The sequence below is a fragment of the Streptomyces sp. AB3(2024) genome (assembly GCF_041862025.1).
GTDB lineage: Bacteria > Actinomycetota > Actinomycetes > Streptomycetales > Streptomycetaceae > Streptomyces.
In genome coordinates this window covers 70,380-82,340 of sequence record NZ_JBGWAB010000012.1, presented here as the reverse complement: position 1 = coordinate 82,340, position 11,961 = coordinate 70,380, and the positions used below count along the sequence as shown (strand labels likewise).

Below are 11,961 nucleotides of genomic sequence, written 5' to 3'. Positions count from 1 at the left end.
GCTCAGGCTCCGGCGGCGAGCGTGAGGATCAGCGTACGGAAGACGGACTCGGCATCGACATCAGCGCGGAGGGAGCGGATGGCGGCCAGTCCGTCCACGGCGGCGGCAACCGCCTCGCCGAGCGGCCGCGGGTCGATGCCGCCACCTCGTTCGTCGGCCGGCGCCTGGAAGAGGTCCGTACGGCCCGCGAAGCAGTAGTGGCCCTGCCGTGCGACACCCCGCACAGGGCGGCGACGTTGCGTGTCGTGAAACGTGTCTGAGGTTGCTCCGGAGGGGCTGGCGTGGCGCAACTCTCACGAGAGACCGACCACCGCCTGCGCGTTTCCCCGGACCATGCAAGATCGCCATCACCCGACGTGTCGTCGACCGGGAGAAATGGCGCCCAAATTATTGACCGAGCGCTCGGTCAATAATAGCTTTCCGGACCAACCACAGTATGTCCGTGGGCAGTTGACACAGGAGGCGTAGATGAACGATCCAGTAGCAGCCAGGCCGTCGGGCGGCGGAGCCCTCGGCCGACGCGGGTTCATGACGGCCGCGGCCCTCGCGGCCGGCACCGCACTGGCGGCGTCCCAAGGGGTGGCGCGGGCCGCGTCCAGGATCGGCCAGGCCCCTTCGGCGGGCGCCTTCACGGTCCCCGCCGAGGATGTGCGGCACACCCGCACCTGGATGGCCTGGCCGGACAGCACCACGATCTGGCGGGGCAAGCTCGGAGGCGTCCAGGCGAACATCGCCCTGATCGCGAAAACGATCGCGAACTACGAGCCGGTCGTCATGTGCGCCAACCCCGCCAGTGCCGACAAGGCGCGTTCGCTGTGCGGGCCGGCGGTCACGGTGATCACCTCCATCGCGGTCGACGACTGCTGGATGCGCGACACGGGACCCGTCTTCCGTACGAACGGCGCCGGAGGCCTGGACACGGTCGGCCTGAACTTCAACGGCTGGGGCAACAGGCAGACGCACGCCAGGGACGAGCTCGTCGCCGAGAGGATCGCCGCCTACGCCGGAGTGCCGATCACCTATGCGGACCTGGTCGCGGAGGGAGGGGCGATCGAACAGGACGGCGCCGGCACCCTGATGGCGACCCGGAGCAGCATCATCAACAGCAACCGCAACCCCGGGATGTCGCAGACGCAGATCGAGGCCGCCATGTGCAATGCGTACGGCGCGTCCAAAGTCATCTGGTTCGACGGCGTGGTCAACCAGGACATCACCGACGACCACGTCGACGCCACGTCCCGCTTCCTCGCACCGGGGCGCGCGCTGGTGCAGATGCCGATGCCCGCGGACACCGACGCGTACGCGAAGGACGCGCGCCAGCAGTACCAGATCCTCTCCACGTCCACGACGGCGGGCGGTGCCCCGATGGCGGTCACCAAGCTCCAGGGTCCGGACTACTACAAGATCCGGTCCAGTGACCCGAAGTTCGTCGCGGCCTACGCCAACTACTACGTGTGCAACGGGGCGGTGATCTCCTCCCAGTTCGGGGACGCCTCCGCCGATGCCGCCGCCAAGGCCGCACTCGTCCAGCTCTTCCCCGGCCGGACCGTCGTACAGCTGAACACCGACTACCTCGGCGCGGGCGGCGGCGGCATCCACTGCGTCACCCAGCAACAGCCGGTCCCGTAGCGGCCTCGGCGCCTGCGCGCTCTTCGGGTGGGTAGATGCGGCCGCACCGTTCCTGTCGCATCTGTCCACCGTCGTTCAAAGCCTGGAATACACCCCTCCGCTCCATTGACTGAATTTTCAGTTCAATCCAGGATGCTCAGTGCATCCCCTGCCCATTTCTCACCAGGGAGTCTCATGGACACGCCAGTCACGTCCCGACGCAGGCTGCTTCAGTTCGGCGCGGCAGCCCTGCCGCTCGCGGCCTTCGGTGCCGCTCTCCCCGCGGTCGCCCGGGCGGCCACCGCCGATGCCGGATCCGCGACACTGCGGATGCCCGCGGAGGAGGGCCAGCACGTCCGTACCTTCATGGCCTGGCCGGCCCTTTCGTCGGTCTGGGGAAACTCCCTCGGCGCGGTGCGCAGGGATATCGCGAACGTGGCGGACGCGATTTCGCGCTACGAGCCGGTCGTGATGCTGGCCCGCCCCGAGCAGGCCGCCGATGCCCGGTACTCGTGCGGAGCCGGCGCCTACTACGGCATCGAGGTCATCGAGATTTCCAACGACGACCTGTGGATCAGGGACTTCGGTCCCACCTTCGTCGTCGGCCCCGGCGCGATCGCCGGGGTGGACACCAACTTCAACGGCTGGGGGAAGACCGGGACGTCGTACGCCCAGCCCTTCGCCAACGACGCGGCGGCCGCCGCGACGCTCCTCGGCCAGTACGGTGTCAACCGGATCCAGGCGTCGTTCGTGGGCGAAGGCGGTTCACTGGAGACCGACGGCCAGGGAACGCTGCTGGCCACGGTCAGCTCACTGGTCAACAGCAACCGCAACCCGGGCAAGACCCAGGATCAGGTCGAGCAGGCGGTGAAGGCGGCACTCGGCATCGACAAGGTGATCTGGGTGCCCGGCCTGGCGGGACAGGACATCACCGACTGCCACATCGACTGCCTCGCCCGCTTCACCGCGCCCGGCAAGGTCATGCTGGACAAGCCCGGTCCCGGTGCCGACAGCAAGTGGGTCGCGGTCTACGAGGAGACCAAGCGGGTCCTGCAGAGCGCCACCGATGCTCAGGGCCGCCAGCTGACCATCACCGAACTCCCCGGCCCGGACCGCCGCAACATCCGCGGGAGCGGCAAGGACTTCCTGTCCAGCTACACCAACTACTACACCGTGAACGGCGCCGTCATCGCCCCCCAGTTCGGCGACAGTGCTGCCGACGGCGTGGCCTACTCCATCCTGCAGGCCGCGTACCCCGGCCGGAACGTCGTCCAGCTCAACATCGACAACATCGCCAGCGGTGGCGGCGGCATCCACTGCGGCACCCAGTCGCAGCCGGCCGTGCCCCCGGCGGCCTGACCCCAACCCGCCGCAGGCATGCCCGCCGTCCCTGCCCAGGGGCGGCGGGCACACCATGGGCCACCAGCCTCGGGCCGGGGGCCCGACGCCACAACCGTTGTCCGGCACAGCCGAGGAAGGGCGCAGAGTTGAACGACAGACGTAGCAACGGCGGAGGAAGGCTGAGAGCGGGGTCCCTGGGGACGTTCGACTCCGTGGTCATGGCCGTTGCCGGCTGCGGACCGGCGTACACCGTCGTCGCGCTGGTTCCGGCGCTCATCGCGGCGGCCGGCCTCGGCGCCCCGGCCGTCCTGCTCTACTGCGCGGTCCCGACGGTCGGCATCGCCCTCGCCTTCCGGCACCTGGCACGCCTCGACGTCAGCTCCGGCGCCACCTACTCCTGGGTGGCCAGGACCCTGCACCCCTTCCTCGGATTCCTCAGCGGGTGGGCCGTGGTCGTCGCGACCACCCTCTTCATCATCGCCTCGACGACGCCGGCGGGTAGCGCCACCCTGTTGCTCCTCGACGAGGAACTCGCCAAGGACGACGTACTGGCCACCGCGGTCGGGCTCGGCTGGTTCCTGCTGATAGCCGCCCTCGTCGCATCAGGTGCCCGGATCGCAGCCCGAGTGCGGGCCGTCGCCGTCGGTACTCAGGTGGCGCTGTTGCTGGCCGTCGCCGTCGCCGCGCTGACGCGGGACGTACACGCCTCCGCGTTCTCGTTCTCCTGGTTCGGCTTCGGGCACTTCGACGCGACCCACACCTTCACCGCGGGTGCGCTGATCACGAGTGCCCTGTATTGGGGATGGGACGTGACGGGCAACCTCAGCGAGGAGACCCGCAGCGGCCGCGGCGGCTCCGGGCTCGGTGGTCTGATCGGCCTACTGGTCGTAGCCACCACGCTCCTCACGCTGACCGTCGGCGCGAACGTGCTCCTGGGCCCGGACGCCGTCACGTCGACGGACGGCGGCTTCCTGCACCAGCTCGGTGAGGCGGCATGGCCCGGAACGGGCGGCACCCTGCTCGTTCTCGCCGTGCCGCTCTCGATGGTCGCCACGCTGGAGACCACGCTCCTCCAGGCGACCCGTACCCTGTTCGCCATGGGCCGGGACCGGACGGTCCCCGCATTCCTCGGCCGTATCCACCCCGGGAGGCAGACCCCGGTCGCCTCCACAGTGGCGGTCGGCGTGGTCACGGTGACGGCCCTGGCGTTCATCGCGCTCGCCGACTCCGGGGTCGGCATCCTCGCGCACGCTCTGATGGGGATCGGCCTGCTGATCGCGTTCTACTACGCCCTTGCCGGAATCGCCGTCGCCGTGGCCTGCCGCAGCGTGCTGTTCGCGTCCATCGGCAATCTGGTCTTCCTGGGCCTGTGGCCGCTCATCGGCACCGCCTTCAACATCTGGGTGTTCGCGGCATCGATCCCGAAGCTGACCGGCACGGAACTCGCCATCGGCCTCGGCGCGCTGGGCCTCGGGCTGGTCCCGGTGACCGTCGCACGATTGCAGGGCGGGCGGTCCTTTTTCCGCCCCCGGCCGCTCAATCCGACGTACGTGGACAGAGGGGACGAGCACTTCGCGGACGCCCAGCCGGCCGTCGGGGCGCCGGGCGGCCGACGGGACGGTCTGCTGTCCGACTTCTGAGCCACGCCGATCGGGAACCCACCCAAGGGAGATACGCCATGTCTGCCTGGCTGCGCCGCAGCGAGAGAGCGCCGGTCTACGATCCTGCCTTCGGCGATACGGCACTCGCCGAAGGCCGCCAGGACATGCTTCTCGGCCGCTGGGAGGGTGCCCGCGATCTGCTGGCACGGACTCCGGGCGACTGGGACAGGCGGGCCCATCGTATCCGTCTGCTCGCCGACGCGGCGGCGAGCAGACGGACCGTGGACCTCTGGCAGGCATCCGAACCGCGCAACCCCGACGCCGCCGTACTCCTGGCGGAAACCGAGGTGATGCGGATGTTCGCCGCCGCACGCACCGGACAGCACGCCGACGCCGAAAGGCTGGAGCGGGCGGCCTGGTACTGCCACCGGGCGGCCGAACTCGCGCCCGCGGATCCGTACCCGTGGGTCTCGCTGCTCGCCCTCGGCAGGCTCTACCCGGGGGGTCACCCCAGGACGAACGAATGGTGGAAGGAGATCCGTGGGCGGGATCCCTATCACCGCGAGGGCCACCACCAGGCGCTGCGCTACCTCTCCGCCCGCTGGCACGGCTCGTACGGCACGGCACTCAACTTCGCCTGGGAGGCCACGATCTGCGCCCCGAACGGATCGCCCCTCGCGATCCTCCCCCAGGTGGCGCGCGCCGAGCACTACCGCCACCGCGTGGCGACCGAGGGGAACACCGCCATCGGCCTGACCCACCTCTGGAACGACGAGCGGGCCCGCGCGGACCTGCGCGACGCGCTGGACAGGTGGATCGTCCACCGCGTACCCGCAGCACAGGACGTCGCGGACCTCAACCATCTGGCGCACGGTCTGGTCAAGGCGGGAATGGCGGACCGGGCGGGCGCCGTCTTCCGTCTGCTGGACAACCATGCCACCGAGGCGCCTTGGTCCTGCACCGGGGATCCGGAACAGCTCTTCATCCGCTGGCGGAACAAGACCGCGCCGGACTGACCACCCACTCAAACCCGGCGTGGTGATGGTTCAGATCGAGGGCCCCGACACCCTGCTTCGCATACCGGTGGGCAGGCAGAAGGACTTGCTCAGCTCCGACACGAACTGGACGGTGACCAACCAGGCGGTAATCACCGCCCGGTTCGGCGACACCGTCAAGGACGCGGCAGCCACCCGGTCATCACGACGCCGCTGAAGTCGTCATCGAGCGCGTGCCGCGGTCGTGGAAGATCAAGGTGGCTTCTTCCACGGCGGTGTCGCCGCCGCCGACCACGACGATGTCGTCGTCGATCATCTCGGTGCCGAACTTCTCAGCCCGGGCCCGCATGTTGGCCATGAGGTCCGGGCCGTCGACGCCGTCCGGGAGGCCGGGGAAGTTCTCCACCTCGATGGTCGTCGTCAGCGAGCCGCCGACGAAGATCGAGCTGCCGAACAGCAGGGGCTTCAGCTGGGCGCTGGGCGCTGGGCGTTGGGCGCTGGGCGGTGTAGAGGGCTGCGGTGTATCCGGCGGGGCCGGAGCCGATGATGACGACGTTGCGTATACCGTCGTCGGCGGTGGTCGCGTCGGTCACGCGGTCAGCCCTGCTTCTTGGCGTCGATCTCGGCGCCGAGGCCCTCGATGAGGCCCTTGACCTCGTCGCGGATGGGGCGGACGGCCTCGATGCCCTGGCCGGCCGGGTCCTCGAGCTGCCGGTCGAGGTAGGTCTTGCCGGGGAAGTAGGGGCAGGCGTCGCCGCAGCCCATGGTGATGATGTAGTCCGACGCCTGCGCGGCCTCGGGGGTGAGGGCTTTCGGCTCCTGGTCGGAGATGTCGATGCCCAGCTCGGCCATGGCGGCGACGGCGGAGGGGTTGGTCTGCTCGCCGGTCACGGAACCGGCGGAGTTCGGGGTGTTCGTGCCCTGAGCCTCCGCGAACTTGAAGTCACAGGTCAAAGGGCTGGTGTGAACGGTCCTCGGGGTACTCGTGCTGGTCGTAGGCGGGAGTCTGAGGAGAAGATCGTCTGTCAGTCGGGCGGCTTGTTTGGCCACGTGGCCGCGCCATGGAGAGTGATCCAGTAGACCCGGACCGGACAGCACGGGGTGACGCTCGCCAACTCGAGCCGATAGGTCCCGCATACACGCTGCCGAGTCTCCATCCCGTCAAGTAGTTGCTAATATGGAAAGTAGATGCCGGGGCGTAGACAAGGGCCCCTCGGCGGCAACGGGAGGGGTGTGCCATGGGTGAACAGGCTGCTGCAGCCGCAGCATTGAAGGGGACTGCGCGGATCGAGGCGACCGCGCGGGTGCGAAGCCGCTGGTACGTGGGCTACCTGTGGCTGTTCGCTGTCTGGCAGCTGGTCCTGGTTCCTGCCGTGCTGCTGTGGCACGGGGCGACGGGGGCACTGGTCAGTGCACTTGCAAATGCCCTCGTGGTCATGGGGTTGTCTTTGTTCGCCGTACGACAGCCTGTGATTCCGCGCGGCTACGGCGGCCTGCACCTCAAAGTGGTGGGTGCCTGGGCGGCTGCCTACGTCTTGGCCCTCGTGCTCGGCTTCACGGTCTTCGTGAGCAGCGTCGCCTTCGCCGCCGTGGCTGCTCTCGTATGCGCGCTGCCGGCTTCCGCGGCGGCCTGGCGGGAAGCGCGCGCCGCATGATGCCGGAAGCCTCGGTCGGTGCAGGGCAGGCCCCTCACCCGCGACACGACCTCGCTCCTCTTCTGGCCTCAGCTGTGCGTCTGTCGATCGTCGCAGCTCTCGCTGCTGTGGAGAAGGCCGAGTTCGCCTACGTGCGGGATCTCGTGGAGATCACCGACTCCGCCTTGTCGAAACAGGTCTCGCGCCTGGAACAAGCGGACTGGGTGACAGTCGAGAAAGGGCAGGTCGGACGTCGGCCGCGGACCTGGCTGCGTCTGACCGAGGACGGAGCAGATGCTTACCGGCGCCACCTTGCCGCGCTGACGGCGATCGCGGGCCCACTGCAATAGAGCGGCATGGACAGGCGAGAACGGCTGGCCACGGTGTGTGAGCAGCCGTTCTCAGCCAGCTGGTCGGTTTCTCCTCGGTGTCGCCCGGATGCCTTCTACGATCCGACGCATGCTGGATCCCGAACTGGTGGAACGGATCACTGCACGGCGTGCGGAACTGGACGAACTCGAAGAACGGCTGGCCAAGCAGCTGGCGGAAGTACGGGCTGAGCGTGACGAACTCGCTGTCGCCGAACGTGTCCTTGAGCGGGTGAGTGAGCAGCTCGCCGACGAACGCGCCCAGGCTGTGCCGATACCTGGCCAGGTGGGCGGCCGGGCGGTGATGCTGATCCCGCACCGTGAGCCGGGCGCGGACGAAAGCATGCTCCCGCCGGACTACCAGCGCATCCTCGCCGCCGTGCGGCAGGCCGCCGGACCAGTCATGGCCCGCGGGGTCGGCGAAGTGGTGGGAGTGGACGTCAGCGTGCGGGCCAAGCTGGAACCACTACGCAGCAAGCTGGTCAGACTCGTCGATCGCGGCTGGCTCCGGAAACTGCCCGACGGTCGGTTCACCACCCGCCTGTGACCAGGAACGCCGCTACTCGGAACGGCTCGGCACAGGCGTAACCGGGGTGCCCCCGGCGGCCGTTGGAATTGTGTGAAGAATGTCAAAAAGCGCGCCGAGGACACCTGCTCGTTTGTCTACCAGTGTCGCCTGCCGCTGTCCACGCGCACCGTCAACCACCTCGCCGATCTACTGCGGCGCCATCTGAAGGCGATTCGGTCCCGGTGGCGGATCCTGCCACCGGGGAAGATCGCGGTGATCGTCCTGGCCGTACTGCGCCACGATCAGCGCCTGGCCGACATGGCCGGCGGCAACAACGTGTCCGAGTCCACCGTCCGCCGCTGGCGCGACGAGCTGATAGGACTGCTCGCCGCCCAGGCGCCGCGCCTGGACCGCGCCTTGAAGACGGTCGCCCGGCAGGGCGGGGAGGTGGTCCGGATCGACGGCACCCTCATCCGCACCCAACGTCGCACCGGGAAGGCCGATCGGCGGAACTATTCCGGCAAGCACCACAGCCATGGCCTGCACTTCCTCGCCCTGGCCGACGAGAGAGGCCGTCTGATCTGGATATCCGCCTCCCGGCCCGGCCGCACCCACGACAACACCGCCGCCCGCCACGACCACATCCTGGCCCACCTGCGCGCGGCCGGCCTCGGAGCGTTGGCCGACCTCGGCTTCCGCGGCCTGGACAACGACATCCGCGACCCCGTGATCGTCACCGGCTACGCCGCCAGCCGCACCCACAAGCTCACCCCGGGTCAGAAGGACGCCAACCGCGTCCTCGCCGTCGGACGTGCACCGGTCGAGCACGGCTTCGCCCACCTCAAGCACTGGCGGATCCTCGCCAAGCTCCGTTCCGATCCCGCCCGCGCCACCCGGCTTCTGCGCGCTCTGCTCGTCCTGACGAACCTCGAAGTCAACCGCTGACGGATGATCTTCTCCGCGGACTCCCGTCCACGACCAGCATGAGCACCCCGAGGACCGTTCACACCAGCCCTTTGACCTGCGACTTCAAGTTGGCGGAGGCTCCCTGACCGTCATGGCCATCGAACACCACACGGTCGCGCCCATCGCCAACCTCGTTGCTCCCGCCCCTCTCTTCGACATCGACTGCGTCACTAAACAACCACACCCGCAAACCATCCGAGCCGCGTCTCCCAGTTCTGACCCGCACCTGAGACCGCACCTTGAAGCAGGCTGCGCCCGCCCCGCTGATCCGGGCACAACACTCCCTGTTCGTCACACCGGACGTCCCTGCTGACCCGCCGCGAGGAGAGCCGACCGTGCCCACCCCGGAACCGGCCGCCGATCCGTTCAGCGAAGCCCTGGCGGAAGCCGCCCACAGCACCGTGGCATTCTTCCGTCCGGTGCCGACGATCCCCGGCGCCAACGCTCTGACCTGCAAAAATGTCAGGAGGTCAAATGGTTCTGGAACTGGATCGGGCGGTCCCAGGCAGATGTCGCACAGGCCCGCGAGGACTGGATGAACGGCAGCCGCTTCGGCGAGGTGAAGGGCTGCGACGGCCCTCCGGTTCCAGCCCCGGGACTTCCATCAACTCGCCTGAAGCCTAGGGGAAGGATGCGCTGAACTGTGCTGATGACATCTCAGGATGGTCTTGGGTGCGGCGACCGTCCGCGTTCCGTTTCCAGGGGTCGGCGGAAATCTCCGCGGCCCCTGGGCCGGTTTGTTGATCTTGAGGTCGAGGCTCAGGAGTAACAGACTGTGGTCAGGTCCGATCGAGCGGATGCTGACACTTTGCTGACTCTACTGACGAGTAGTTGGTTGCTTGAGGGGCAGTCGAGAGGTTGCTCCTGACGGAGGCGCGTCATGCAGAGGTGCCCGGTCGTGAAGTATTCGGCTGCCGCAGGCGGGTCCTGCTCGATTCTCGCGTCAAGGCCGAAGCTCGCCGTTGGCCTGTCGCGGAGGTCAGCCGCTAGAGGTTGTTGGCAGCCGACAAAACGCGGTGCCGGCGCCCCGCGGTCGCGCAGGCAGGGCTCCGTGCCTGGCGGGGTGTCCAGTGGGCGGCCACTCCATGGTGGCCGCTGCCGTACCTCGGCTCACCGGCTGCCGGCCCTATCGGCTGAAGCGGGTAGGTCGTCCTCCTGACGCAGCAGCGTTGGATCGATCGTTCGCCTCCGTGGGCGCTCTCCGTGCTGCCGGCATCATCCGAGCAGAACTCGAAGGGTCCGTGCAGTGGTGGGAGACACCTCCCTATCTGCTTTCTCGGTAGGTCCTGCGTTGCAAGCGCGTGGAGGTCGCCTTGGGCAATATCCGCAGACCCCGACCCGCCACCCGTAAGTCCACGCCCCACCGGCTGAAGACCGATGGCCCATGCCGTTGAGCTGAGAGAGTTCGTGCGCCACAAGCACCCTGACGGCGCTGACTATGAGGTCCGGTACTTCACCCGTGACGGCATCGAGGGACTGCTGATGACGGGAGGAGTCCCACGCGAGCGCGCTGACTGGTGCGACACCGTCGAGTCCGTCACCGGCCTCGACGTCAACGAGAGGAATCGTGCCGCAGTCGGCCTTGTCCTCATGCGCACTGCCCATGGGGTCTACGCTCTGAGTTACGGAGTGGGGCACCACATACTGGACCTCTGCCTCGTTCGTCATCGGGTTTCGGAGCGTGTGATGGATGACCCCTCCTTGGCTTTCGGTGAGGAGGATTCATGGCAGTCGGTATGACGCATGGTCCTGAGCTCGGCACTGTGGTGGCGGGAGTGGACGGATCCCGGCCTGCGGAGCGGGCGGTGTTCTGGGCCGCAGCGGAGGCCGTGCGGCGGGAGAGCCCCTTGCACCTCGTGCACGGCGCGGACACCGACAGCCGGATGCTGTATGCATCTATGTACGCCGTCGAGCGGATACGTCGGGCGGGCCGGGACCTGCTCGAGGAGACCGCCGCCAAGGTCGCCGAACGCCATCCGGGGCTGCACGTGTCGACCGAACTCAGTCCCCACGAGCCGGTCGCCGGCCTGCACGCTGCGGCTGCGGACTCCGACACCATCGTGGTCGGTAGCCGCGGCCTCGGCGGCTTCGAGTCGCTGATGCTGGGTTCGGTCGGCCTGAAGGTCGCCGCAGGCGCCAAGGCGCCCGTGGTCGTGGTCCGGGGTGACGAGAACACCGCCGAAGCGGGGGTCGTCCTGGCCGCCATCCGTGACGAACACGACGTGGAGTGCGCGAGGTACGCGGCGAGTGAGGCGGAGCTGCGCCGGTCGTCACTGCGGTTGTTGCACGTCTGGAATGTGCTGGAGTCCGTGGGGGAGAGCGTGATCGTGTTCGACGTCGCGGCCGAGGGGGTGCAGGTGCACGTACGAAGGGTGACGTCAGTGGCCCACCGGATCCGTGACGAGTTCCCGGCCCTGAGCGTGCACGTGGACACCGAGAAGAGTTCGTCCGTCGCAGGGGTGATGGTGGAGGCGTCACGCCACGCGGACCTGTTGGTGATGGGCGGACGGCGCACCCCCGGATACTTCGGGCCCACCCTGGGCTGGGCGGCGCTCAGCCTCCTGCACCACTCACACTGCCCCGTGGAACTCATTCCGCGCCATGGCAAGCAGGACGACGAGGACCAAGGGTTGTGACCACCCCGAAGGCCGCGGAATCGGCGTCCGCGTCGTGGAACGCCTCCGGGCCTGCCGCGCACGACCAGAGGGACCAAGGCACGGTTGTGGAGGCTGCCCCGGAGCGTCAAGCTGATCCTGCTCTCCTACACCCGCGGCCGCCGGGACCTGCTCGTGATCCCGCCCGAGACCGAGCCCGCCGCCGCGGCACGGCTCATGGCAGCCGCACACCCTCGTCCTCGCCAGACGTCAATGCGGCGACACCTGCGTCGTCCGACGCCGACACCGATTTCGCCGGCGCGCACCCGTGGCTCCGGCGCTGCCA

At 68.5% G+C, this 11,961-nt stretch carries 13 protein-coding genes and 3 pseudogenes; 13 read left to right on the top strand and 3 right to left on the bottom strand.

The window, feature by feature from the left end; all coding sequences use genetic code 11:
- Positions 1-2 precede the first annotated feature (2 nt).
- The gene (locus ACEPPI_RS08145; RefSeq protein ID WP_373914534.1) at positions 3-224 is read right to left on the bottom strand and encodes a hypothetical protein; all 222 of its coding nucleotides are present in this window, start codon (positions 222-224) and stop codon (positions 3-5) included.
- 244 nt (positions 225-468) lie between these two features.
- On the opposite strand from ACEPPI_RS08145, the gene ACEPPI_RS08140 reads away from it, so the two are divergent.
- From ACEPPI_RS08140 to ACEPPI_RS08120, 5 genes are all read left to right on the top strand, one after another.
- On the top strand, positions 469-1,629 hold the full coding sequence (locus ACEPPI_RS08140) for an agmatine/peptidylarginine deiminase (protein ID WP_373914533.1): 1,161 nt from the start codon (positions 469-471) through the stop codon (positions 1,627-1,629).
- A 174-nt stretch (positions 1,630-1,803) separates the two neighbouring features.
- Positions 1,804-2,967 carry an agmatine deiminase family protein gene (locus tag ACEPPI_RS08135; RefSeq protein ID WP_373914532.1) on the top strand — a complete coding sequence of 388 codons (1,164 nt, stop codon included), beginning with the start codon at positions 1,804-1,806 and terminating at the stop codon, positions 2,965-2,967.
- 128 nt (positions 2,968-3,095) lie between these two features.
- Positions 3,096-4,589: an APC family permease gene (locus ACEPPI_RS08130; protein ID WP_373914531.1), complete on the top strand. Its 1,494-nt coding sequence runs from the start codon at positions 3,096-3,098 to the stop codon at positions 4,587-4,589.
- A gap of 38 nt (positions 4,590-4,627) precedes the next feature.
- Positions 4,628-5,566: a hypothetical protein gene (locus tag ACEPPI_RS08125; protein ID WP_373914530.1), complete on the top strand. Its 939-nt coding sequence runs from the start codon at positions 4,628-4,630 to the stop codon at positions 5,564-5,566.
- Positions 5,567-5,585: 19 nt separating this feature from the next.
- Positions 5,586-5,762 carry a hypothetical protein gene (locus ACEPPI_RS08120; protein WP_373914529.1) on the top strand — a complete coding sequence of 59 codons (177 nt, stop codon included), beginning with the start codon at positions 5,586-5,588 and terminating at the stop codon, positions 5,760-5,762.
- A 72-nt stretch (positions 5,763-5,834) separates the two neighbouring features.
- Here ACEPPI_RS08120 and ACEPPI_RS08115 read toward each other — a convergent pair.
- Positions 5,835-6,108 (bottom strand): annotated as a pseudogene (locus tag ACEPPI_RS08115) (NAD(P)/FAD-dependent oxidoreductase); the annotation flags it as partial.
- A 34-nt stretch (positions 6,109-6,142) separates the two neighbouring features.
- Positions 6,143-6,499 carry a phosphotyrosine protein phosphatase gene (locus ACEPPI_RS08110; protein ID WP_373914528.1) on the bottom strand — a complete coding sequence of 119 codons (357 nt, stop codon included), beginning with the start codon at positions 6,497-6,499 and terminating at the stop codon, positions 6,143-6,145.
- A gap of 284 nt (positions 6,500-6,783) precedes the next feature.
- Between ACEPPI_RS08110 and ACEPPI_RS08105 the strand changes: the two genes are divergently transcribed.
- From ACEPPI_RS08105 to ACEPPI_RS08070, 8 genes and pseudogenes are all read left to right on the top strand, one after another.
- The gene (locus ACEPPI_RS08105; protein ID WP_373914527.1) at positions 6,784-7,200 is read left to right on the top strand and encodes a hypothetical protein; all 417 of its coding nucleotides are present in this window, start codon (positions 6,784-6,786) and stop codon (positions 7,198-7,200) included.
- Positions 7,201-7,274: 74 nt separating this feature from the next.
- Positions 7,275-7,529 carry a transcriptional regulator gene (locus ACEPPI_RS08100; protein WP_327686488.1) on the top strand — a complete coding sequence of 85 codons (255 nt, stop codon included), beginning with the start codon at positions 7,275-7,277 and terminating at the stop codon, positions 7,527-7,529.
- A gap of 109 nt (positions 7,530-7,638) precedes the next feature.
- Entirely contained in the window at positions 7,639-8,094 is a 456-nt protein-coding gene (locus ACEPPI_RS08095; RefSeq protein ID WP_373914526.1) for a hypothetical protein, read from the top strand.
- A 72-nt stretch (positions 8,095-8,166) separates the two neighbouring features.
- On the top strand, positions 8,167-9,000 hold the full coding sequence (locus tag ACEPPI_RS08090) for a transposase family protein (RefSeq protein WP_373914525.1): 834 nt from the start codon (positions 8,167-8,169) through the stop codon (positions 8,998-9,000).
- Between the two features lie 484 nt (positions 9,001-9,484).
- Positions 9,485-9,661 (top strand): annotated as a pseudogene (locus ACEPPI_RS08085) (pirin family protein); the annotation flags it as partial.
- A gap of 737 nt (positions 9,662-10,398) precedes the next feature.
- A complete protein-coding gene (locus tag ACEPPI_RS08080) occupies positions 10,399-10,761 on the top strand; it encodes a DUF6119 family protein (protein ID WP_373914524.1) in 363 nt (120 codons plus the stop codon).
- Positions 10,746-11,657, top strand: a complete 912-nt coding sequence (locus ACEPPI_RS08075) for a universal stress protein (RefSeq protein ID WP_373914523.1) — start codon at positions 10,746-10,748, stop codon at positions 11,655-11,657. Before ACEPPI_RS08080 ends, ACEPPI_RS08075 begins: the two co-directional genes overlap by 16 nt.
- 108 nt (positions 11,658-11,765) lie before the next feature.
- A pseudogene (locus ACEPPI_RS08070) lies at positions 11,766-11,864 on the top strand (DUF5994 family protein); the annotation flags it as partial.
- Between the last annotated feature and the right edge of the window lie 97 nt (positions 11,865-11,961).